The sequence below is a fragment of the Salsuginibacillus halophilus genome (genome assembly GCF_003014715.1).
GTDB classification, from domain to species: domain Bacteria; phylum Bacillota; class Bacilli; order Bacillales; family Marinococcaceae; genus Salsuginibacillus; species Salsuginibacillus halophilus.
On record NZ_PYAV01000003.1, the window covers coordinates 1 to 20,817 of the forward strand.

Consider the following 20,817-nt stretch of genomic DNA (forward strand, 5'->3'; position numbering starts at 1 on the left):
GTAGAGACCGCTCGCTTAGAGGTAGAGACCGCTCGCTTAGAGGTAGAGACCGCTCGCTTAGAGGTAGAGACCGCTCGCTTAGAGGTAGAGACCGCTCGCTTAGAGGTAGAGACCGCTCGCTTAGAGGTAGAGACCGCTCGCTTAGAGGTAGAGACCGCTCGCTTAGAGGTAGAGACCGCTCGCTTAGAGGTAGAGACCGCTCGCTTAGAGGTAGAGACCGCACGCTTAGAGGTAGGGACCGCTCGCTCAGAGGCAGGGACCGCACGCCGGCAGGCTCATCTTCTCATATCAAAAAGACGCGGCTCACCGCGCCTTCGCCTTCATATTATTCCTCAATCACTTGTTTCACGCGGCCGACGGTGCCATCCGTCAGCCGTACTTTAATACCGTGTGGGTGCGTTGGCGCTTTCGTTAACAGCTGCTGCACGGTGCCGCGCGTCGTTTTGCCGCTTCTTTGATCTGCTTTCTGCACAACATCCACCGTTTTACCAGGTTCGATATTTGTTCGTTTCGTACCATCATTTTCACTCATTACAACACGTCCTTTCCAATCTAACTTTAGCAGAAATGAGGGCAAAATTCAGGATTTCGGTGAAATTGATTTTTCGTCTATCATTTTAAATATTAAGATAATTTTGTATACTTGATCTAATAAAATATGTATTCGTTTTCAAACAGGTGGTGGTGAAAATATGGCGACGTTAACAGAAACAAAGAAAGCCCGCGAAGCTTTACGAAAAGTAGAAGAAGTTGCAGCAAATTTAAAGGATCGGCTTGCGCATACCCATGTTGAACAAGCCCGCCATGAGCTCCGGCAAGAACTTGATGAGCTTTTAGAAGGTGATGAATATTTATTAATTGTTGAACCATCCGGCCGCAGCCTTGTACATACTAACCGGCTGCGCGAAGGTCACGTCTTTAAAGATGATGTTGGTTTAAATGCGGCAAAAACAACGACACCGATCGTACAGGAGTATACCCGCAATACAGGTGAAGTGCTGTTAGATGCGGCTGCACCGATCGGCGTGGACGGTGAAGGCCGGTCCGTCAACTTGCGGCTCGGCCGACCGGTGCAAAAGCCGTTTTTGTTTCCGTTATTTACAGCTATGGCGGTGATACCCGCTGCTTCTGCATATCTTGGGGCCGCTGTTGTCGGGGCAGAAGGCGGAAGCGCTTTAACGATAACAAGTATCGTACTCTTCGTTTCAGTCGTATGTGCTTTCGTATTGTACCGGCTGATAACTGCGCCTGTGCGTGCCTGGTATAGTACCGCCCGTTCCCTTTCGGCAGGGGACTTAACAAAAGAGGTCCAAAATCAGCGGCAGGATGACTTTCACAAAGTTGGTTTTGAAATGAATAAAGTTGTGCTTGGCATGCGCAACATGATCCAAAATATGACGCAGGCTTCGGCGATGGTGCAGGAAGTGAGCACGAAGCAGGAACGCGAGGCAGAAGAAGTCACCGCGGTGTTTGAGGAAGTAAGCGGTACGCTGCATCAATTCCATGACGATGCCGGCCATCAGCAGGTTTCGCTACAGTCAGCAGCATCACATGTAGATGAAATGATGGCACGTGTTGAAGCGGTGAAAGAGGAAGTGAGCGCCTCACTAGAGCGTTCTTCCGGCGCTGCTTCATCTTCTGCTGAAGGTAGAAAGGCTGTGCAGGCATCACGGGTGCAGATGGAAAAGATGCAGGAAGCCGCCCGCACTTCAAGCGGCCGGCTTGAGACCGTCATTGATGAGGCGGCAGCTATGCGGAGCCGCGTTGCCTCAATTACGGAAATTGCTGAGCAGACAAACCTTCTTGCTTTAAACGCCTCGATTGAAGCGGCCCGTGCCGGCGAGGCTGGTGCCGGTTTTGCGGTTGTCGCTGGTGAAGTACGCAAACTTGCAGAAGCGACCAATCAGTTTAGTTCTGAAGTCATTCAAAAGCTTGAACATCTTGAAGGTGAAGTGCAGGAAGCCGCCCGGCATTCAGATGAAAGCCTGCACGTGATGACAGAAGGTGCGGAAAAAATGCAGGAAGCAGACGGTGCGATTCAAACGTTAAGTACGTTAGTTGAAGAAACGCTCACTTCTGTACAGGAAAACCGGACACAAGCAGAGCAGCTTGCAAAGGATGGGACAGAACTGCAGGAGAAGATTCATCACGTTCATAACATTGCAGATGAATTTTTAAAGGGGATTCAAGATACCACTTCCGGCTTAAGCGAAAAAGAAAGTCATGTAGAAGTGATGTCGCAGGAAGCCGCGCGTCTTGCCGATGAATCAAGGCGGATGCAGCAGATGGTGGAGCGCTTCAGAACAGAGGTAGAGTAAATTACTTGCACAACTGCTTCTATGCTGTGATATACTGTTTTAGAAAAATGAATGAGTTTTCAGCGGTACCTTCGGGGCAGGGTGAAAATCCCGACCGGCGGTGTTAAAGCGTATGCTTTTCAGTCCGTGACCCGGCTGGCATTTTTGGCAGCCGGTGGATCCGGTGTAACTCCGGAGCCGACAGTGAAAGTCTGGATGGGAGAAGGAATGACCGCGGACGTCAATAATAAACCGGCGATACGTGTATGTTCTGCCGGTTTGTAGATATTCGGCACGTGTATCTTTTTTTCGTCCGTGATGAAGCGATTTCCCCCTCAATCCTGAAGTCGATTGAGGGGTTTTTATATGATGATAAAGCCTTAAAGGGGGAGGAAGCTTGTTGAATGATGAAACATATATGCGCCAGGCGCTTGATTTAGCTGCGAGTGCTGAAGGCCAGACTGCCCCGAATCCGCTCGTCGGCGCAGTTGTAGTGAAAGACGGCGCGGTTGTTGGTGTGGGGGCGCATTTGGCGCACGGCGAGGCGCATGCAGAAGTCCATGCGTTAAATATGGCAGGTGACAAAGCAGCAGGCGCGACGATTTATGTCACCCTTGAACCGTGCAGTCACCACGGAAAAACGCCGCCATGTGCGGATAAAGTTATTGAAGCAGGAATCAGCCGCTGTGTGGTGGCTGTGCAGGACCCGTTTTCGCAAGTGGCCGGAAACGGCATTCAAAAGTTACGAGACGCAGGAATTGAGGTGACTGTCGGGTGTCTTGAAGGTGAAGCCCGCGAACGAAACCGGGCTTTTTTCCATTACGTACGCACCGGGTTACCTTACATTACTGTAAAATCAGCAGCATCGCTGGATGGGAAGACGTCTACGCATACTGGAGAAAGCCAGTGGATCACAAGTGAAGCTGCCCGTACCGACGGTCACCGGCTTCGTCACACGCATCAAGCCATTGCGGCTGGGATTGATACGGTCATTCACGATGACCCATCACTTACGACCCGCCTCCCTGCCGGTGGTAACTCGCCGATCCGGGTGATTGTAGATACGATGCTGCGCACACCACTTGAGGCAAAAATGCTCCATGACGATCAAGCACCGGTATGGATCATTGCAGGACCGGAAGCGCCGCAGGATAAAGCGGCTTCACTACAGGAGGCCGGGGCTCGGATTTTTCGCCTGAATGAATCACCGGCGTCGAATTTGCGCAAGGTGATGGAACTGCTCGGCGAAGAAAAAATCACGTCTGTTTTAGTTGAAGGCGGCGCCACTTTAATTGGCAGCTTCGTTACAGAACAGCTCGTTAACGAGTGGGTTTCCTATATTGCGCCGATGGTCATCGGCGGTCGTGAGGCAACTCCGCAATCGAAAGGAAAAGGTATGCCAGCTTTAGCCGACGTACCGGCCATGGAAATTCAAGAAACAACAATGCTTGGTCCTGATGTAAAAATTACAGCGCGCAAACGGGAGGAATGAGGAATTGTTCACAGGTATTATTGAAGAAAAAGGGAAGGTGCAGTCGCTCAACCGGCAGGGCGAATCTTTTGTTCTCGTTATTGAGGCAGAGAAAATTTTACAAGATGTCCATCTTGGCGACAGCATTGCCGTAAACGGGGTGTGCTTAACCGTGACCTCGTTTCAAAGCCACAGCTTTACGGTGGATGTTATGCCGGAAACGGTCCGGGCAACAAGTCTGCGCCAGCTCGCTACAGGAAGTGCCGTCAATTTAGAGCGGGCAATGCCGGCAAACGGCCGGTTTGGCGGTCATTTTGTAAGCGGGCACGTGGATGGGACCGGAGTCATTCAAAAGCGGACGCCTGAAGCGAACGCTGTGTATTTTCACATTCAAGTAGATAAGGAGCTTACCCCTTATATCAGCTATAAAGGTTCGGTTGCAGTCGATGGAATCAGCTTAACCATCTTCGGGATTGAAAATGATGAGCTCGTACTTTCGATTATTCCACATACCTTAGAAGAGACGGTGCTTGGTGAAAAAGGCACAAAAGATGTGGTGAACATTGAAACCGATATGCTCGCAAAATACGTAGAGCGGCTGCTTGAAGTAAAAGAAACGCAGACAAAGCCCGGTTTAACGAAAGAAGACTTAAACGGTTACGGATTTTTATAGCAGAAGCCAACAAGCCGCAGAAAGGCGTGATGACATGACAGAGGAAATGTTTGACCCGATTGAAGAAGCGATTTATGAGTTAATGCAAGGGCGGGTTGTCATCGTTTGTGATGATGAAGACAGGGAAAATGAAGGGGATTTTGTTGCGCTGGCAGACCGGGCGACGCCGGAGACGATTAACTTTATGATTACCCACGGCCGTGGGCTCGTCTGTGCTCCGATTACAGAAGCGCGGGCAAAAGCGCTCGAGCTTGCGCCGATGGTTGATCATAACACGGATCCAAATGGTACTGCTTTTACAATTAGTGTAGATCATGAAACGAACACAACCGGCATTTCTGCGCACGAACGGGCAGATACGGTGCGGGCCCTCGTTGATGAAAAAGAAGGCCCGAAAGCTTTCCAGCGGCCTGGTCATATCTTTCCACTCGTTGCAAAAGAAGGCGGCGTACTCCGCCGGGCAGGGCACACTGAAGCTGCTGTTGACTTAGCCCGTCTATCCGGTGCATCTCCTGCAGGCGTGATTTGTGAAATTATTAAAGAAGACGGTGCGATGGCCCGGGTGCCTGACCTTCGTGAAATCGCTGATACGCACGAGCTGAAAATGATTACAATTAAAGACTTAATTGAGTACCGTAATAAAAAAGATCAGCTAGTGAACCGGGAAGTGCAGATCACTTTACCGACAGCGTTTGGGGAGTTTGAGGCTTACGCTTACACATCAGTCATTGATGATAAGGAACATATTGCATTAGTGAAAGGAAAAATTGACCCGGAAGACCCGGTCCTCGTCCGCGTCCACTCGGAGTGTTTAACTGGTGATGTGTTTGGCTCAAACCGCTGTGACTGCGGTCCGCAGCTTCATACTGCGATGCAGCAGATTGAAGATGAAGGCCGCGGCGTATTATTGTATATGCGGCAGGAAGGCAGAGGCATTGGCTTGATTAATAAGCTAAGGGCATATAAACTGCAGGAGAAAGGTTATGACACGGTCGAAGCCAATGAACAGCTCGGCTTTAAGCCGGATTTGCGCGATTACGGTGTAGGAGCGCAAATTTTGCGCGACCTTGGTGTTTCCAACATGAAATTGTTAACGAATAATCCGCGTAAAATTACAGGTTTGAAAGGTTACGGCCTGCACGTTGTGGACCGGGTGGCAATTCAGCTGCCTTATAACCTGGACAATGAAAAGTATTTACGTACGAAACATTCGAAGCTTGGTCACATGCTTCACTTTTAAAATTTTACAATTGTAGAAAGTAGGCTAAACATGGGTAATGTATATGAAGGAAATCTTGTAGGTACAGATCTTCGCATCGGCATTGTTGTCGGTCGGTTTAATGATTTTATTACGAGCAAACTGCTTGAAGGTGCAGAAGATACGCTCCGCCGTCACGGTGTTTCAGCAGATCAGATCGACACTGCCTGGGTGCCCGGCGCCTTTGAAATTCCATTTGCGGCAAAGCAGATGGCTGAAAGTGGGAAATACGATGCGGTTGTTACACTTGGTACAGTGATCCGCGGCTCCACGCCGCACTTTGATTACGTTTGCGGCGAGACGGCAAAAGGCGTTTCCTCACTTTCGCTTTCAACGAATGTGCCGGTGATTTTTGGTGTAGTAACGACAGATACCATTGAGCAGGCGATTGAGCGTGCCGGCACAAAAGCCGGTAACAAAGGTGGCGAAGCGGCTGTTTCTGCAATTGAAATGGCGAATCTTGCGAAAAGCTTTCGTTAAGTCGCGCCGGCTGGTATGATATACTGCGGACGCCGGTTTGAACAGGCGGATTAAGGTCTTGCGAACAAAGGATGATGAAGGATGTTAACGAAATATAAACCTTCGCATAAAAAAATCGCGATGGGGCTTCTGTCGTATTCACCGGAGCAAAAAGATGTCAAAACGCTGCAGGAGACGATGCAGCGTTACGAAGAAGATGATGCGTGGCGGCTTTATTTATGGAAAGAAGAAGATATGGTCGCTGTCGCCGGCTTATATATGCCTGAAGAAGGCCGGGTGGAATTGCGTCATTTGTGTGTGAATCCGTCTTTTCGTGATGAAGGCATTGCCAAAAAGCTTGTAGAGACATTGGAAGAGCGTCTGCAGGTAAAATTGCATGGAACAGAAGAAACTGCGCCGTATTTAGCGCAGCGTCAAACGAAAGATGAGGAACAAAGCGGCAAGGCCCCGAGCGAATAAAAAAAGACGGCCGGTTACGAGTGAACCTGCCGTCTTTTTGCTTTTTCTTCCTGCTGCAGTTTACGTTCTTGAATCACTTCGGCACGCTCTGGGCGCAAGGTGTGTTTATGCACGATCATGTCATCGGTAAAATCTGTTTCCGCACCAAACGTGATGCCGGTTTGCGCAGCTTTATGCGCTACGGCAGTTTGAAGGTCAGGGTCGTTGATGGGTAAGTTCATATCAACATATGGCACGTCTTGGCGCAAGTGCTGCAGCCGCTCAATCAGTTTTTCAAGCAGGGCTTCTGCATCAAGGCCGAGTGCTTCAACTTCTTCGCGGCGCTTCTCGAGAATGTTCCAGCTGCTTGAAATCATGCGTTCTGCACCGGCTGTGTTGCCGCGGCGTTCATGATATAAGCCGACAGCGATCTGGATTAAACCGACCCAGACCCGTTCCTGTTTGTTCGTCGCTTCTTTCCAGTAATCTTCTAACACTTCGTGACACTCAAAAAAGTCACGATCTGTATGAAAATAAACGAGATAATCGATATAAGCTTCAGGATACTGCTCCAATCGGCAACCTCCTAACTACAAAATCACCGCCATAGATGCATCCATGGTCGGTGTTATCTAATTGTCAGCTATTATAACATAGCTATGCAGCCGTTAGAAACTCATCAGCTTGTAACAAACTGTTATCAGCTATAAGGATATGATGCAATTGAAGGAACGATACATATGCAGACATACAGTGTGAAAATTGATGCCTTTGAAGGGCCGCTTGATCTCTTGCTGCATTTAATTCAGCAGGCTGAAGTTGATATATATGATATTCCTGTCGCACAAATTACGGAACAGTACATGGCCTATATTCACTCTATGCAGGAGCTTGCCCTTGATTATGCAAGCGAATATTTAGTCATGGCCTCAACGTTGCTTGCGATGAAAAGCCGGATGCTTCTTCCGATTGAAGAAGCAGAAGACATGGAAGCTGATGAGATGCTTGAAGATGAAGACGACCCGCGCCGCGAGCTTGCCGAAAAACTTGCGGCTTATAAGCAGTATAAAGAAGCGGCAGGGACCCTTGAAACGTTTGAATCAGAGCGCATGGAAAAGTTCAGTAAAGCGCCGTCGCAGGTGGATGACTATATTCAGCATGAAGATGAACAGGCGGTGCCGGATGTAGGCGGAATCACGGTTTATGATATGATTCAAGCGTATCAAAATGCGAAAAACCGGCTGAAAAAGGCAAATGAACCGCCGGCGGTTGTAAAACCAGATACGTTTACGGTGGAAGCACAAATTGAGGATGTACGTGAAAAAGTGAAGACTTCGACAGGCCCGGTATCCTTTACGAACTGGCTTGCGGCAAGGCCGCCGGCAGAACTTGTCGCTTCTTTTCTTGCGGTGCTTGAATTAATGAAAGGTGGCGAGATTTTATGCCGGCAGGACGGAAACTTTTCAGATATATGGATGTATCGTAAAGAAGAAGGAGCGAGCTAACGTGGCAGAAGTAAGAGCGTTGATTGAAAGTTTAGTGTTTGTCAGCGGTGATGAAGGTGTGACACTCCCCGAACTCGCTGATGTGTTAGAGCTTTCTGAAGCAGAAGCAGAAGCAGAAGCAGAGGCGTTGAAATCGGTTGTAAACGAGCGAGACGGCGGGTTTTATATGGATCGAAGCGGGCACAGCTACCGCTTTGTGACGGTGAAAGAAGCGGCCCCGTATATTCGCCGGATGATGAATCCGCCGGAGAAGAAAACATTATCGCGGGCAGCCCTTGAAACGCTTGCGATTATTGCTTATGAACAGCCGGTGACGCGTCTTGATATTGAAAATATTCGCGGGGTGAAAGCGGAAAAGGCCGTGCAGTCTCTTGTCGGGCGCGGGTTAATCGAAGCGAGAGGCCGTTCTGAAGGCAGTGGTCGCGCGATTTTATACGGCACGACCGATCAGTTTTTAGATACTTTTGATTTAACTTCGCTTGAAGAGCTGCCTCCACTTCCGGAAAATGAAAACAATGAAGACGATTTTCAAAGTGCAGACTTGTTTTTTGCAAGCCTTGCTTCAGAAGAGTAAGGAGCTGTCTCAAAAGTTATTAACAAATTATTTAATGTATATCTTATAGGACATCCCCTCAGCTTGTAGATAAACTTTAAAAAAATCGAAGGTCGACGTCACTTTTCGGCGGACACTTGCCTCGGGTACGGCCTCAACTTCCTCGAACAATGAACGTAACCAACACTACCGACGGACGCTTTCCCGAGGGCTTGGCTTCAGCTAACTTGTTCGATTTGATTACCAATCGAACAAGTGGATCTTCAGCCTGCACTTGTCCCTCTGGGAGTCGCCGTCTTTCGTTTCGGTTACTTTTCAATTTACGGATCATCAATCATTTCCAATGGATATTGTTCGTTTTATTGCTCATGAAGCGTCATTACAAAATCGGCTCACATAGGTAAAACGCGAAAATCTTAAGATCATTCTTTAAACAAGACAGGCGTTGTTAAACCGTCATAACAACCGAAATGCAGGCATCTTAAAAAGTGGGTCTCTTCACGTTCGGATCGTCCTACGCTATAACGGTTCGACTTCGTATTTTATTTTACGCACAGCTCTTTCTTACACCACTGGGAAGAGCAGCGAGGCTGCTGAAGATCCCGCAATGAACGGTTTTTTCACACGCAAGCTGAAGCGCTATCCGGCGGCAAAGCTGATAAGACGAAATCAAGTGTAAGTGCCGATTGATTCGATGTTGCACTTGTGCCATTGGTGAAAGCAAGTATATTTCTTGTGCCTATCATTGAAAATAGATCTTATGGGACAGAACCTTATTTATAATTAAGACGTTTGATGCATCCGGCTGAAGTGGTCATCAAGCGTTTTTAATAATGAACGGCTTGCTTTTTTTATAGACTGCACCTCGCCGTTTGGGGCATCTGGATGCCCGGTAAATACCGTTTTTAAATGCCCGCGGTCTGTTTTCCAGTAAGTTTCGATGTAGTGCTTTGTGGCGTTAAAAAATTGCTGCACAGCTTGTGCTTCCTCTGGTGTGAACGCTTCAAGTAATTCCTCGCGCGTCAATCCATTGTTTATATGGACGTTCTCAACAGCCCGCGGACGGAGTTCAGCCGTCTGCTTTTCTACAGCCTCGCGCGCCTCTAAGGCACGGCTGATCACAAAGCGCCGTAAGTTGTCTTGATGCCGCTCTGTTTCAGCTTCTGATAAAAATTCGCTGTTTTGTACCAATTTTTTAGCTTCTACGAGCAGTTGGCTCTGGGTGTAGTGCAGTTCACGCAGCTGCTTTGCGATGCGCCAGGCGGCGAAAACAAATAAAACGAGAAATAGAGCGAGCAGTGCCGTAATCACTTCCTCCAAAAAATCCTTCCTTTCTTAACCAATCGTTTCCACAGGTCATAATGCTTCAAGAAGCGGTGACACTAACAGGCAGTACATGTCAAAAAGCGAGGTGTTGTTTCTTGGGTCACATAAAAGTTTTACTTGCAGCAGCTGTTTTCACGCTTATGTTTGCAGCAACAGGTGAAGCTGCAGAAGATCAGTGCGGGCAGGGGCACGCACATAAAGCCGCCAACGCAGTTGAAGCGCTTCACGAAGTGACAGAAGCGCGAGCGGTCAGTTGTGAAAATAAGGTTTATGTAAGTGCTGAGGTAGCGCACCGTTACAGGCTGCAACTTCCAGAAGTTAGAAAAGAGGCTACAATGGCGTTGTCAGATGCGTTTGATGATAACATCTCTTTTCATTTTTCCACGGATCTTAAAGTTTGGCAATTGCTTTCTCGGTTAGAAGCCCGTGTCAATGAAGGGGATATCACAAAAAAAGAAACGATTCGAGAGCTGACAGCAGTCGATGAACATATGAAAGGATAGATCATCATGGCTAACAATAAGTCGTACTATCAACAACTGGCCGACAGCCGGGCGCCAAAACGTCCATTTTGGAAAAACTGTCTGCACGCTTTTTGGGTGGGTGGTCTCATTTGTACGATCGGTCAGGCGATCCAGCTCTTTTTTATTACCTTTTTTGATTTTAACGAGCAGACGGCCGGAGATCCAACACTTGCTGTACTTATTATTACTTCCGTGTTGTTAACGAGTCTCGGGGTGTACGATAAGCTCGCGCAATTTGCCGGGGCCGGCAGTGCTGTACCGGTGACAGGGTTTGCAAACTCAATGGCAAGTGCTGCAATTGAGCACCGTACCGAAGGCTTTGTGCTCGGTGTTGGAGGTAATATGTTTAAGCTTGCCGGGTCGGTGATCGTGTTTGGAACGGTGGCCGCATTTATTGTCGCGATTATACGCATGCTGCTGGTTGAAGGAGGCATCTTGTAATGAAAACTGGAAAGCAGAGTTTCAGTTATTCGCCGGCGCCGGTGATTGAGGCTTCCGGTACGGCTGGTGGACCGTTTGAAGCCGCCGGTAGTATGCGCGAGGCGTTTGATATATTATTTGATGATCTATATATGGGGATGGACTCCTTTGAAAAAGCGCAGCAGAAGCTGTTTGAAACAGCAGCTTCAGAAGCGCTCCGTCACGGTGATTTTTCTGGTTCGGATATGGATTTATTGTTCGCCGGTGACTTAACGAATCAAATGACTTCGACTACGTTTGCCGGGCGAACACTCGGCATTCCGTATGTTGGTTTGTTTGGCGCCTGCTCTACATCGATGGAAAGTTTAGCACTCGCTGCCTTAACCGTTGCTTCTGGCGGAGCAGATCGGGTGCTGTGTGGGACTTCTAGTCACAATGCGGCGATGGAGCGGCAGTTCCGCTATCCGACAGAATACGGTGCGCAAAAACCGCCAACGGCGCAGTGGACTGCTTCAGCTGCTGGTGCGGCTGTGATCGCCGCGCCAAACGGTAAGCAAGGTCCAGTTGTAACAAAAGCAACGATTGGACGGGTGATCGACCGTGGTATTGCAGATCCTTTCAATATGGGAGCAGCAATGGCACCGGCTGCAGTGGACACCATTGATCAACATTTTCAAGATTTTCATACAACAGCAGACGATTATGACCTCATTTTAACCGGAGATCTGGGACGGGTCGGACGCATGCTTGCCCTTGATTTATTTGCCGAAAAAAAGATCGATATGCCTGAAGAAAAACTGCAGGATGCCGGGCTCATGATTTACAGTCAGAATCAGCCTGTCAATGCCGGTGCAAGCGGCTGTGGCTGCTCGGCGGCAGTAACGTACGGCCATATTATAAAAGGGCTTGAAAGCGGCAATTTAAGCAAAGTATTAATCGCAGCTACAGGTGCTCTTTTGTCGCCGGTATCTTATCAGCAGGGAGAAACGATTCCATGCATTGCCCATGCTGTTGTGATTGAGCAGCCGAAAGGGGGAGGCGCATGACATTTATTACAGCTTTTATTGTTGGCGGGCTCATCTGTGTCGTCGGACAGGTGCTTATGGATATCTTTAAACTTACACCTGCTCATACGATGGCTTCGCTCGTTGTTGCCGGAGCGGTGCTTGATGGGGTCGGGTTGTACGAGCGGCTCATTGATTTTGCCGGAGCTGGTGCAACCGTACCGATTACAAGTTTCGGTAATGCCCTCGTCCACGGAGCGATGCAGGAAGCTGATGAAAACGGCTGGATCGGCATATTAACCGGAATTTTTGAGGTGACAAGTGCAGGTATTTCTGCAGCGATTATATTCAGCTTTATTGCAGCCCTTATTTTCCGTGCGAAAGGTTAAATCTTTTAATGGTGAAACGGCTGTACCGGTTGTGCGTCTTTAGGTGACATAAACAAACTGCCGTCTTCTCCAGCAAAAACGATAAATGATTGATCGACAGAACGCCCAAGCGTATTTTCCACATGTTGTTTGGAAAGTCCTAACGACTGTAGTGTCGTTTCTGCCCAGCGTCCGTCAACAAAGATTGGATACGTCGTGACTGTAACCGCCGGAGCATCAGCTTTATCTTGAAAACGAAGCGGGCGCGCATTGTCATATGGCTTTACCGACAAACTTCCTGTACCTTCAAGCACTCCCGTTTGCACGTCGCGGATATCAAAAATCCCTTGGGCGCGGAGAAGCTGCAATATATTTTCCGCACTGTAATGAATTGATTTCAGGCTGTTTTCAAGAAGAACGCCGTTTTCGATCACAACCGTCGGTGAAAACGTGATTCGTTTTTTTAACCAAGACATCCGGAGCATTCCGTTTACGACAAGTTTTTGTAACAAGGCGATGGCAATAATCGCAAATGCAGTATGTGTATGTGAGATTGACGGATCGGCAATGTCTGCCCCGGTGACAGAACCGAGGGATAAAATGATGAGAAAATCAAAAATAGGCAGCTCGCTAATCGAACGTTTACCCATAAATATGGCAGCAGCAAGCAGCAAAGGGAAAATGGTTATGATACGTCCGAGGATGAGCAAATTGTCTTCAAGCATAGCCATTACCTCCTTTTTGCTGCTTTTAGTCTGCCCGGTTTTGCATGGTTTAAGACGGGCATAACTTGTCCGTTGATACATACAATGCTACTAACTCATGCCACACAAAAGGAGTCGTCGATGAAAACTACAGCGCTGTGCTTACTTAGTTTACTTCTTATCTATACTGCAGTACTGCCGGCTGAAACAGCATCAGCAGTGTCCGCAGAATCTGCCGTAGTAATGGAGCAGGAGAGCGGCCGGGTTTTGTACGGTAAAGACGAAACAAAACAGATGCGGATTGCAAGCATTACAAAAATCATGACAGCTGTTGTTGCCCTTGAGGAGGCAGAGATTGATGATATGGTTCAAATCTCACAAAACGCAGCCGGTACAGAAGGGTCTTCATTATATTTAGAACCGGGAGATGAAATGAAACTTGAAGATTTGTTGTACGGTTTAATGCTTCGCTCTGGTAATGATGCAGCGGTTGCGATTGCAGAACACGCCGGTGAAACGCTTGATGGCTTTGTTTATTTAATGAACAAAAAAGCTGAGGAGATCGGGATGGCGGGTACTCGGTTTCAAAATCCACACGGGCTTGATGATCACGAAGAACATCATTCAACGGCATTTGATATGGCGTTATTGACCCGCTACGCGATGAATAATGAAGAGTTCCGTGAAATTTCCGGCACAACGCATCATTCAGCACCGAATGAGCGGGAGGCGTGGGACCATTCCTGGAAGAATAAAAATAAACTGCTCACTGGATTGTACGAGCATGCCACCGGTGGAAAAACAGGTTACACAAAGCGGGCGAAGCGGACACTTGTGTCAACCGCAGAAAAAAATGATACAGAACTGATTGCGGTTACGTTAAACGCGCCAAGTGACTGGAATGACCACATTCAAATGTTTGAAACCGCGTTTGCAGCATTTCAGCCGATAACGCTAGCTGAACCTGGTAAACAGCCGGTGTTAAGTGCAGAGCTGCAGGAAGAAGCTTACGTTCACGATCAGGTTACGTATCCATTAAATGCGGAAGAACAAGCAGAATTAACCTCAAAATTTATTCGCTTCTCTCAACGTGACATGGCGCACCGCGGCGATGGTTCCATGGGGAGGTGGCAGTTTATGCTTGACGGTGAAGTGGTAGCAGAAGCGAAAGTTTACCGGGAAGAAGCCGAAAGCCCACCTACGTTTTTAGAGCGGATCAACCGGCTTTTACGGATGCTGAAGGAGTGAGCAGATGATTAATGTCATCTGGGCAGTCATGCTGATCACCGGATTTGTCTTTGCTGCAGTAAATGGGAGGATGGAAGAAGTTAACGAAGCGTTATTTACCGGGGCAGAAGAAGCGGTCACCATTTGTATCGGCTTGATCGGTATCTTAGTTTTTTGGCTCGGGGTGATGCGCATTGCTGAAAAAGGCGGTGTTTTACGGATGCTCAGCCGGATGCTTGCACCGGTGACGGCAAAAATTTTTCCGGAAGTGCCAAAAGAACATCCGGCGATGGGTTATATTTTATCAAATATGAGTGCGAATATGTTTGGGCTCGGCAATGCGGCAACGCCGATGGGGATTAAAGCGATGGAAGAGTTAAAACATTTAAACGGCGGCCGTGATGAGCCGAGCCGGTCTATGATTACACTGCTTGCATTGAATACGGCCAGTTTAACGCTGATTCCGACGACGGTCATTTCAATCCGGATGAATTATAACTCGGCCAACCCGGCTGAAATAGTCGGGACAACGTTAGTCGCAACATTCTGCTCTACGGTCATGGCGCTTTTGATTGATCGTTATTTTCATTGGCGCCGTGTACGAAAACATACACCGTAAGTGAAAAAGGGGGAGGGTGTATGGGCTGGGTGACAGTCGTTTCGATGTGGTTTCTGCCGGTTTTAATCACACTCATTTTGCTGCAGGCGGCCCGCCGGCGGGTGCCTGCTTATGAAACATTTGTTGACGGGGCGAAAGAAGGGTTTCATCTTGCGGTTTCGATCATTCCATTTCTTGCCGGTATGATGGTTGCCATTCACGTGTTTCGCGCTTCAGGTGCTATGGAAGTATTGATTCAAAGCCTTGAGCCAGTGCTTGCACTTGTCGGTATACCGGCTGAAATTGTACCACTTGCGCTCATGCGTCCAATATCGGGCACAGGTGCCCTTGGGTTAACGAGTGATTTAATTGCAACGTATGGACCGGATTCTTTCATCGGCCGTCTCGCTTCAACCATGCAGGGGAGTACGGATACAACCCTTTACGTTTTAACGGTATATTTTGGTGCTGTCGGTATTAAAAAAGCTGGAGATGCATTAAAAGTCGGTCTGCTTGCTGATGTGTGCGGCATTATTGCAGCGGTGGTCGTTGTGACACTTGTGTTTGGTGCAGCGATGTAACTTAGCTGAACGATGAAACTTTAAAGCTATGAATTAATGTGTTTATTTTTGTCGAAATTAGGGGAGAAATATTGTGAAAGTTATACAACAAAGAAGATGGGAGAGCCGGGATGAAGCAGCCAAACATTTTCATGAACGCAAGCGCAAGAGCCTGGGTGCTGCGCATGGGCGGCATATTTACGATTCATATCAGCTCGGTAACAACACAGGATAAGTCCTCGGCTGCAATAGCACAGGCGTGCATGCTCGGTCCTCCAAAGTTCACCGCAGATTATACGTCACAGCAGCATCAAGGAGCACTCGTTTATGTTCATCGCGGGCTGCAAATGCAAAACGCACCATTACAAGTCATGTTAAATGACGAAAATGAACTCATTGTGCACCGTCGTGTTGAGGTGGAAAGCGTCTAAGTGAGGCGCTTTTTTTAATGAGAACACGTTTCGTGAAATTGTATTCAACCCCCTTATGTTATGCTCGTATTAAATGAAGTTGTCCAAGGATGTAAAGGTGGATCAAGCATGTGGAAGTACTACATATTTTTAATTGTTGTTGTGATGATGTTTTCCGGAAACCTTGTTGTCGGAAAATATGTGAACGAGCTGCCGGCAACGACTGTCGCGTTGATAAGAAATTTGATTGCGTTTTTCGTCATTTTACCGTTTGGTTATCAACAGATCAAACAACAATGGCCGAGCTTTAAACATAACTGGGTTCCATTAATGGGATATGCGATCACCGGGATCACAACCTTTAATGTACTCGTTTATTTATCTTTAAATTACACGTCATCAACAAATGCTGGCATAGTTGAAGCAACCACACCGGTGTTTGCCATGATTTTAGGCTACATCTTCTTAAAGGAACGTTTAACACGCAAGCAAGTATTAGGCGTTTTCATCAGTTTAATCGGTGCGGTCTGGGTCATGGTTGAAGGCTCACTTACAGTGCTTGTCAATTTGGCTGTTAACCGAGGCGATTTCATTATGCTCATGGCTGTAATCTCCTGGGCGTTTTACACGTTACTGATTCAACAACATAACCATAAGTTTCCCCTGCTTGGGGCGATGGTTGTGATGCTTTTTTTCGGTAACCTGCTTTTAATTCCGTTTGTATTTGTCGGGTGGTCGAGCGGTCTTCCGGAAGGATTGTTTCAACCTGAGCTGATCGCCGGCTTGTTGTATTTAGGCATTTTTCCATCAGTTGTCGCTTTGATGTTGTGGACACGAGCTGTTGCTGCAGTCGGTCCTTCCAAAGCAAGCGTCTTCTTAAATTTATTGCCGGTCTTTACGATGATCGGCGCGGTGTTGTTTTTAGGCGAAGCCATTACAGCCGCACAAATCGTTGGCGGCGCAATCGCCGTTTCAGGTGTGATTTTAGCTATGCGACAATGAATCGCAGACAGAATACGGGGGCGTTTAGAGAAACGATGGCTGACATGCTGGCTATGATACATAGAGGTGCTTGCAGCTGTTCATTTTTTCTACAACATTCTTTGTAGCGCAACGAAAGCCGCAAGCATGAAATGGATGTTTTTTAATGAAGGCAGTATATGATTTAGCGACTGTAAAGCCGTCACCCTTATAGATGAAATGCTTTTGCGAAGCTCTTTGAGACACCAACTGACCTATAGAAGCCGGATGCTCACCTCGTGTATGAAATGATGGAATTACACAAGGTCAGCAAAATGTTGAAGTGAAGCTGGTTCCCTGACAAAGCCGCTCTCCGGATAAGTTGCTTCTAAGAAGATACGTGCGATTATTTGCGCTCGTCTGTCGCCGTGGGTCGTATCAGAGAGCGCGGCTGCAGCTAGAAGAACGTTCGTCATTTGTTTCGCAAGTTTTTTCGCGTGAAACGTTTGGGCGGCTTCGTCAGCTGTTTTCACTTCGTCAGCAAAGGTACGCACTTCAACAAGTTTTTCCCAGACGAATGCTTTTTCGTTCTGCATCTCTTCAGGTGCTAAACTAAGCATGTCTTCGACTTCGCTTGCGAATAACGTATCCGCCTCGTAACGATTCAACAGTCGAAGCAGCTCTAGGCCAAGAATGTTGGCTGTTCCTTCCCAAACGGTGAGCACTTGCGCATCACGTAAAAGCCGAGGGGTGACAAAGTCTTCGATATAGCCGTTACCGCCGTGCAGCTCAATCGCTTCATGGGAAAAGTGAATCGCTTCTTCTGCGGTATGCATTTTTAACAAGGCGATCGACAGTCTGTTAAGCACTTCGTCCTCATTTGTGTAATCGCCGGTACGCATCACCCGATCAAATCGCTCGATGGCTTGAAATGAAGCACTAAGCTGCACTTCTTGACGAGCGAGCATGTGCATCAGCTGCTCTCGGACCATGGGGAAATCGCTTAGCTTCTGCCCAAAAGCTTCGCGGTGATGGGTATAGCTGAGCGCTTCATCATAAGCGCGCTTCATAATCCCGAGAGAAGCCACCATGTTACATACGCGTGATAAGTTTAAGGCTTCCATCATGTAATAAAAGCCTTGCTCAGCCTCGCCGACTAAGTAGGCGCGGGCGCCGGTGAATTCCACTTCACCAGACGGTACAGCTTTAACACCGAGCTTGTTTTTTAAGCGGCGGATCCGGAGGCCGTTCACGCGGCCATCCTCATTTTCCCACGGCACAAGAAACAAGCTGAGCCCCTTCGAGCCGGCAGGAGCACCTTCCCTTCTAGCAAGCACCATCGCTGCTCCGCACATGCCGGCATTTGAGGCGAAGTACTTTTCACCGTGCAGCCGGTAGCCATCACTTGCTTTGACAGCTTCAACGACGTTTGCACCTACATCAGATCCGCCTTGGCGCTCGGTTAAAAACGTCGCTCCTTCGTAAAGCTCAGTGTCGCCTGTGGCGGTAAAGTGTGGCAAGTATTTCGCCTTCAAATCTTCGTCCCCATAAGCATCAAGCAGGTAGGCGCTTGCCATCGTTAACGTAACTGGGCAGTAAAATCCAGGCTCAACTTGTGAAAGAAGATAACCTTGAGCATAAGAATAATGGTAGTTGCCCGGCCGGCCGAGTGCAGGAATCGGTTTATGCACGTAACCTACAATCCCTGTGTCGTACATGTCCGCAACCGTTTTTTGGTACCCTTCATTCACCCACACTTCGGAAACTTCTTCACCAAATTTGTTATAGCGAATAAGCTGCGGTTCACCGGCGCCATCCGTGTGAGCAGCCCGGGTATCCACGTCATCGAGTTGATCAGCGAAAGAGGAGAGCGCTTCATCAGCATAAGAAAAAAAGTCTTCCTCAAGATACGCTTGTAAAATCCCGGCTAGTCGGGGATCAGCTGAATATCGGTTTGCGGACTGTTTCTGTTCCTTTTGTTCTGTAGTTGCAGAAGTCGCGTCTTTTGCATGTCGGCTCATTTTGCTTCCTCCTTCATTTTTCGGAGTTCACCTTTTAAAATCTTACCGGTTGGATTTCGCGGCAAGTCATCAACAACTGTCGCTTCATGTGGAAGCTTATAGGAGGCAAGCCTGCCTTCAAGAAATGATCTAAGCGCGGTCACAGGTTCAGTTAATGCTTCAGTGGCTACGACGTAAGCGTGAATACTCTCACCCCATGTATCATGCGGTACGCCGATCACAGCAGCATCCTGCACCACTGGATGTTCTTTCAACGTGTCCTCGATTTCTCTCGGATACACGTTCACGCCGCCGGAGATGATGATATCCTTTTTCCGGTCGATGACCCATAAATAACCCTCGTCATCCTGCATGGCCATGTCACCTGTTAACAGCCAGTCACCTTGATATGATTCAGCGGTTAACGCCTCGTTTTTCTCATAACCTTGCATTAAGCACTCGCCTTAAAGCGCAATTTCACCTACATCACCAGGGCTTACATGATCGCCGTCTTCATTCAACAGCGCAACAGCTGCACCAAGCGCACCGCGGGCCCCAATACTTCCGGACTTTTCACCGTGTTCTTCAGGCGTAAGCAGCGTGCCGCTTGGACCAGCCTCGGTTAATCCGTATACCCCGAGAAAACGATCGGTATTAAACTGACTGCGCACCCATTCCACCTCTTTTGTGCCAAGCGGTGCACCTCCGTACACCCACCAGTTGACCGAGCTGAGATCTGTATCTTTCAGCGCCGGGTGTCCGGCTGTCATTAAGTAAGCTACCGGAGCGCCGAAAAAGTGAGTCGGGCGGTGAAGCTTAACTTGTTCAAGCAGCGCATCCGGCGTGAATGTAGGATGAAATACGTGACTCGCCCCGGTCATCATACCGGCGGCGAAAAATAAGTGCAGCGGTGCCGAGTGCGAAAGGGGCATCATATGAAGCATCCGCGACGACGGTTTCATTTCGGTTTCCACCGCCATCATTGTACTGACCGCTTGAATGCTGCGGTGCGTAAACCGAACCCCTTTCGGTTGACCAGTCGTGCCGGAAGTATACAGCAGGGTGGCAAGGTCATCATCGTTAATATCGGGGAGCTCAGGTACAGGTGGCGCTTGATCAATTAAGGATTGAAAGGCGTGCCAGTTTTGATCAGTAGCAGCTGTAGTGATTTTGATGAAACCATCCGGCATGGCAATGTCTTTTGCGGTAGCCATCAACGCTTCATGAGCAAGGATCGCTTTAGCTTCCGCGTGCGTAAGGATGTCGTTAAGTTCAGAAGTCGTCAGGCGCGCATTAAGGGGAACAGCCACGGCGCCGATTCGGTGAATGGCCGGAAGGGCGCTAGCAAATTCAGGTGTGTTTGGCATGAAAATCGCAACCCGGTCACCAACTTTGACGCCAAGTGCCTGTAAACCAGCCGCGAGCCGGTTAATCTCGTCATTGTATGCAGCATAAGTCGTGACATGTTCACCAAGGATAAGCGCTGGGGATTCAGGGTATTTCAAGGCATTTTGAGCAATCCAATTTGAAATTGTCATGTTTAGTCCTCCAATGCTTGTAATCGTTTTTGAAAATCTTTATGAAGCTCCTGCATCTCATTACGCAGCGCCTCCATGTCTTCAATTCGTTCGTTTAACGCCTGAATTTTTTCTTCACCATAGGCAACAGTTACCTCAAGCTGTTTTTTACCGCTCCGGTCTTCATCAAACAGTGTGATCATTTCTTCAATTTCTTCTAAGCTGAAACCGAACCTTTTTCCGCGCAGAATGAGCTGCAGCCGTGCCCGGTCTTTACGGTGGTACAATCGCTGTCCCTGAGCGTCACGTTCAGGGGTGAGCAGCCCTTTTTCTTCGTAGTAGCGGATGGTGCGTGTACTAATATCAAATTGTGCGGCGAGATCGGAAATGGTGTATTGCATGTTACGCACCTCGTGACTGAATTTTTTTACAAATTGACTTTACGTTAACGTCAACGTAAAGTCAATCACCGAACAACAACAAATTGCGCAGCGTGAAAGATGAACTGCGGCGTGAGTGGATTG

25 protein-coding genes and 1 riboswitch are annotated in these 20,817 nt (G+C 48.2%); of the genes, 17 read left to right on the forward strand and 8 right to left on the reverse strand.

Annotated features, from left to right (window positions below; all coding sequences use genetic code 11):
- Nucleotides 1-325: 325 nt before the first annotated feature.
- Nucleotides 326-532 (reverse strand): YwbE family protein, encoded by a 207-nt coding sequence (locus tag B0H94_RS02805; RefSeq protein ID WP_106587730.1) that lies wholly within the window; start codon nucleotides 530-532, stop codon nucleotides 326-328.
- Between the two features lie 160 nt (nucleotides 533-692).
- Here B0H94_RS02805 and B0H94_RS02810 point away from each other — a divergent pair, with 160 nt between their 5' ends.
- The 6 genes from B0H94_RS02810 to B0H94_RS02835 all read left to right on the forward strand — a co-directional run bounded on the left by B0H94_RS02810 (nucleotide 693) and on the right by B0H94_RS02835 (nucleotide 6,638).
- The gene (locus B0H94_RS02810; protein ID WP_106587731.1) at nucleotides 693-2,318 is read left to right on the forward strand and encodes a methyl-accepting chemotaxis protein; all 1,626 of its coding nucleotides are present in this window, start codon (nucleotides 693-695) and stop codon (nucleotides 2,316-2,318) included.
- Between the two features lie 63 nt (nucleotides 2,319-2,381).
- Nucleotides 2,382-2,529: riboswitch (FMN riboswitch) on the forward strand.
- A gap of 168 nt (nucleotides 2,530-2,697) precedes the next feature.
- Nucleotides 2,698-3,789: a bifunctional diaminohydroxyphosphoribosylaminopyrimidine deaminase/5-amino-6-(5-phosphoribosylamino)uracil reductase RibD gene (gene ribD / locus B0H94_RS02815; RefSeq protein ID WP_181315227.1), complete on the forward strand. Its 1,092-nt coding sequence runs from the start codon at nucleotides 2,698-2,700 to the stop codon at nucleotides 3,787-3,789.
- A gap of 4 nt (nucleotides 3,790-3,793) precedes the next feature.
- On the forward strand, nucleotides 3,794-4,441 hold the full coding sequence (gene ribE, locus B0H94_RS02820) for a riboflavin synthase (RefSeq protein WP_106587733.1): 648 nt from the start codon (nucleotides 3,794-3,796) through the stop codon (nucleotides 4,439-4,441).
- 46 nt (nucleotides 4,442-4,487) lie between these two features.
- Nucleotides 4,488-5,681: a bifunctional 3,4-dihydroxy-2-butanone-4-phosphate synthase/GTP cyclohydrolase II gene (locus B0H94_RS02825; RefSeq protein ID WP_106587960.1), complete on the forward strand. Its 1,194-nt coding sequence runs from the start codon at nucleotides 4,488-4,490 to the stop codon at nucleotides 5,679-5,681.
- 30 nt (nucleotides 5,682-5,711) lie between these two features.
- Complete coding sequence (gene ribH / locus B0H94_RS02830; protein WP_106587734.1) at nucleotides 5,712-6,179, forward strand: 6,7-dimethyl-8-ribityllumazine synthase; 468 nt, start codon at nucleotides 5,712-5,714, stop codon at nucleotides 6,177-6,179.
- Nucleotides 6,180-6,260: 81 nt separating this feature from the next.
- On the forward strand, nucleotides 6,261-6,638 hold the full coding sequence (locus B0H94_RS02835) for a GNAT family N-acetyltransferase (RefSeq protein ID WP_106587735.1): 378 nt from the start codon (nucleotides 6,261-6,263) through the stop codon (nucleotides 6,636-6,638).
- Nucleotides 6,639-6,652: 14 nt separating this feature from the next.
- Here B0H94_RS02835 and B0H94_RS02840 read toward each other — a convergent pair whose 3' ends face one another.
- On the reverse strand, nucleotides 6,653-7,192 hold the full coding sequence (locus B0H94_RS02840; protein ID WP_106587736.1) for a DUF309 domain-containing protein: 540 nt from the start codon (nucleotides 7,190-7,192) through the stop codon (nucleotides 6,653-6,655).
- 165 nt (nucleotides 7,193-7,357) lie between these two features.
- On the opposite strand from B0H94_RS02840, the gene B0H94_RS02845 reads away from it, so the two are divergent.
- Both B0H94_RS02845 and scpB read left to right on the forward strand, forming a co-directional pair.
- The gene (locus B0H94_RS02845; RefSeq protein WP_106587737.1) at nucleotides 7,358-8,122 is read left to right on the forward strand and encodes a segregation and condensation protein A; all 765 of its coding nucleotides are present in this window, start codon (nucleotides 7,358-7,360) and stop codon (nucleotides 8,120-8,122) included.
- Between the two features lies 1 nt (nucleotide 8,123).
- A complete protein-coding gene (gene scpB, locus B0H94_RS02850; protein ID WP_106587738.1) occupies nucleotides 8,124-8,696 on the forward strand; it encodes an SMC-Scp complex subunit ScpB in 573 nt (190 codons plus the stop codon).
- Nucleotides 8,697-9,458: 762 nt separating this feature from the next.
- Here the strand turns inward: scpB and B0H94_RS02855 are convergent.
- Nucleotides 9,459-9,995, reverse strand: coding sequence for a hypothetical protein (locus B0H94_RS02855; RefSeq protein ID WP_106587739.1), 537 nt, complete (start codon nucleotides 9,993-9,995; stop codon nucleotides 9,459-9,461).
- Nucleotides 9,996-10,096: 101 nt separating this feature from the next.
- Between B0H94_RS02855 and B0H94_RS02860 the strand changes: the two genes are divergently transcribed.
- From B0H94_RS02860 to spoVAE, 4 genes are read left to right on the forward strand one after another with little or no spacing between them, the layout of a single operon-like run.
- Nucleotides 10,097-10,504 (forward strand): hypothetical protein, encoded by a 408-nt coding sequence (locus B0H94_RS02860; protein ID WP_106587740.1) that lies wholly within the window; start codon nucleotides 10,097-10,099, stop codon nucleotides 10,502-10,504.
- A gap of 6 nt (nucleotides 10,505-10,510) precedes the next feature.
- Nucleotides 10,511-10,966: a stage V sporulation protein AC gene (gene spoVAC, locus B0H94_RS02865; RefSeq protein ID WP_106587741.1), complete on the forward strand. Its 456-nt coding sequence runs from the start codon at nucleotides 10,511-10,513 to the stop codon at nucleotides 10,964-10,966.
- Nucleotides 10,966-11,991 carry a stage V sporulation protein AD gene (gene spoVAD / locus B0H94_RS02870; protein WP_106587742.1) on the forward strand — a complete coding sequence of 342 codons (1,026 nt, stop codon included), beginning with the start codon at nucleotides 10,966-10,968 and terminating at the stop codon, nucleotides 11,989-11,991. The genes spoVAC and spoVAD overlap by 1 nt, the downstream gene beginning before the upstream one ends.
- A complete protein-coding gene (spoVAE, locus tag B0H94_RS02875; protein ID WP_106587743.1) occupies nucleotides 11,988-12,338 on the forward strand; it encodes a stage V sporulation protein AE in 351 nt (116 codons plus the stop codon). The genes spoVAD and spoVAE overlap by 4 nt, the downstream gene beginning before the upstream one ends.
- 5 nt (nucleotides 12,339-12,343) lie before the next feature.
- Here spoVAE and B0H94_RS02880 read toward each other — a convergent pair whose 3' ends face one another.
- Nucleotides 12,344-13,042, reverse strand: a complete 699-nt coding sequence (locus B0H94_RS02880) for a DUF421 domain-containing protein (RefSeq protein WP_181315228.1) — start codon at nucleotides 13,040-13,042, stop codon at nucleotides 12,344-12,346.
- Nucleotides 13,043-13,162: 120 nt separating this feature from the next.
- Between B0H94_RS02880 and B0H94_RS02885 the strand changes: the two genes are divergently transcribed.
- The 5 genes from B0H94_RS02885 (at nucleotide 13,163) to B0H94_RS02905 (ending at nucleotide 16,818) form a co-directional block, all read left to right on the forward strand.
- Entirely contained in the window at nucleotides 13,163-14,269 is a 1,107-nt protein-coding gene (locus tag B0H94_RS02885; RefSeq protein WP_106587745.1) for a D-alanyl-D-alanine carboxypeptidase family protein, read from the forward strand.
- A gap of 4 nt (nucleotides 14,270-14,273) precedes the next feature.
- Entirely contained in the window at nucleotides 14,274-14,867 is a 594-nt protein-coding gene (locus tag B0H94_RS02890; protein ID WP_106587746.1) for a nucleoside recognition domain-containing protein, read from the forward strand.
- A 20-nt stretch (nucleotides 14,868-14,887) separates the two neighbouring features.
- The gene (locus tag B0H94_RS02895; RefSeq protein ID WP_106587747.1) at nucleotides 14,888-15,427 is read left to right on the forward strand and encodes a spore maturation protein; all 540 of its coding nucleotides are present in this window, start codon (nucleotides 14,888-14,890) and stop codon (nucleotides 15,425-15,427) included.
- Between the two features lie 110 nt (nucleotides 15,428-15,537).
- Nucleotides 15,538-15,837: a hypothetical protein gene (locus B0H94_RS02900; RefSeq protein ID WP_106587748.1), complete on the forward strand. Its 300-nt coding sequence runs from the start codon at nucleotides 15,538-15,540 to the stop codon at nucleotides 15,835-15,837.
- Nucleotides 15,838-15,945: 108 nt separating this feature from the next.
- Complete coding sequence (locus tag B0H94_RS02905; RefSeq protein WP_106587749.1) at nucleotides 15,946-16,818, forward strand: DMT family transporter; 873 nt, start codon at nucleotides 15,946-15,948, stop codon at nucleotides 16,816-16,818.
- 275 nt (nucleotides 16,819-17,093) lie between these two features.
- On the opposite strand, the gene B0H94_RS02910 is transcribed toward B0H94_RS02905, so the two are convergent.
- The 4 genes from B0H94_RS02910 to B0H94_RS02920 are packed head-to-tail and all read right to left on the reverse strand — an operon-like array spanning nucleotide 17,094 to nucleotide 20,694.
- Complete coding sequence (locus B0H94_RS02910; protein WP_106587750.1) at nucleotides 17,094-18,797, reverse strand: acyl-CoA dehydrogenase family protein; 1,704 nt, start codon at nucleotides 18,795-18,797, stop codon at nucleotides 17,094-17,096.
- Nucleotides 18,794-19,228 (reverse strand): class I adenylate-forming enzyme family protein, encoded by a 435-nt coding sequence (locus B0H94_RS15445; protein ID WP_345789028.1) that lies wholly within the window; start codon nucleotides 19,226-19,228, stop codon nucleotides 18,794-18,796. The genes B0H94_RS02910 and B0H94_RS15445 overlap by 4 nt, the downstream gene beginning before the upstream one ends.
- 12 nt (nucleotides 19,229-19,240) lie before the next feature.
- On the reverse strand, nucleotides 19,241-20,314 hold the full coding sequence (locus B0H94_RS02915; protein ID WP_345789029.1) for a class I adenylate-forming enzyme family protein: 1,074 nt from the start codon (nucleotides 20,312-20,314) through the stop codon (nucleotides 19,241-19,243).
- A 2-nt stretch (nucleotides 20,315-20,316) separates the two neighbouring features.
- Nucleotides 20,317-20,694, reverse strand: coding sequence for a MerR family transcriptional regulator (locus B0H94_RS02920; protein WP_106587751.1), 378 nt, complete (start codon nucleotides 20,692-20,694; stop codon nucleotides 20,317-20,319).
- Nucleotides 20,695-20,817 lie beyond the last annotated feature (123 nt).

Excerpts from the sequence above, each read along its gene's own strand:
- B0H94_RS02805 (WP_106587730.1), bottom strand. The coding sequence starts at position 532 with ATGAGTGAAAATGATGGTACGAAACGAACAAATATCGAACCTGGTAAA.
- B0H94_RS02810 (WP_106587731.1), top strand. The coding sequence starts at position 693 with ATGGCGACGTTAACAGAAACAAAGAAAGCCCGCGAAGCTTTACGAAAA.
- B0H94_RS02825 (WP_106587960.1), top strand. The coding sequence starts at position 4,488 with ATGTTTGACCCGATTGAAGAAGCGATTTATGAGTTAATGCAAGGGCGG.
- ribH (WP_106587734.1), top strand. The coding sequence starts at position 5,712 with ATGGGTAATGTATATGAAGGAAATCTTGTAGGTACAGATCTTCGCATC.
- B0H94_RS02835 (WP_106587735.1), top strand. The coding sequence starts at position 6,261 with ATGTTAACGAAATATAAACCTTCGCATAAAAAAATCGCGATGGGGCTT.
- B0H94_RS02845 (WP_106587737.1), top strand. The coding sequence starts at position 7,358 with ATGCAGACATACAGTGTGAAAATTGATGCCTTTGAAGGGCCGCTTGAT.
- spoVAC (WP_106587741.1), top strand. The coding sequence starts at position 10,511 with ATGGCTAACAATAAGTCGTACTATCAACAACTGGCCGACAGCCGGGCG.
- spoVAD (WP_106587742.1), top strand. The coding sequence starts at position 10,966 with ATGAAAACTGGAAAGCAGAGTTTCAGTTATTCGCCGGCGCCGGTGATT.
- spoVAE (WP_106587743.1), top strand. The coding sequence starts at position 11,988 with ATGACATTTATTACAGCTTTTATTGTTGGCGGGCTCATCTGTGTCGTC.
- B0H94_RS02880 (WP_181315228.1), bottom strand. The coding sequence starts at position 13,042 with ATGCTTGAAGACAATTTGCTCATCCTCGGACGTATCATAACCATTTTC.
- B0H94_RS02885 (WP_106587745.1), top strand. The coding sequence starts at position 13,163 with ATGAAAACTACAGCGCTGTGCTTACTTAGTTTACTTCTTATCTATACT.
- B0H94_RS02890 (WP_106587746.1), top strand. The coding sequence starts at position 14,274 with ATGATTAATGTCATCTGGGCAGTCATGCTGATCACCGGATTTGTCTTT.
- B0H94_RS02895 (WP_106587747.1), top strand. The coding sequence starts at position 14,888 with ATGGGCTGGGTGACAGTCGTTTCGATGTGGTTTCTGCCGGTTTTAATC.
- B0H94_RS02900 (WP_106587748.1), top strand. The coding sequence starts at position 15,538 with ATGAAGCAGCCAAACATTTTCATGAACGCAAGCGCAAGAGCCTGGGTG.
- B0H94_RS02905 (WP_106587749.1), top strand. The coding sequence starts at position 15,946 with ATGTGGAAGTACTACATATTTTTAATTGTTGTTGTGATGATGTTTTCC.
- B0H94_RS02910 (WP_106587750.1), bottom strand. The coding sequence starts at position 18,797 with ATGAGCCGACATGCAAAAGACGCGACTTCTGCAACTACAGAACAAAAG.
- B0H94_RS15445 (WP_345789028.1), bottom strand. The coding sequence starts at position 19,228 with ATGCAAGGTTATGAGAAAAACGAGGCGTTAACCGCTGAATCATATCAA.
- B0H94_RS02915 (WP_345789029.1), bottom strand. The coding sequence starts at position 20,314 with ATGACAATTTCAAATTGGATTGCTCAAAATGCCTTGAAATACCCTGAA.
- B0H94_RS02920 (WP_106587751.1), bottom strand. The coding sequence starts at position 20,694 with ATGCAATACACCATTTCCGATCTCGCCGCACAATTTGATATTAGTACA.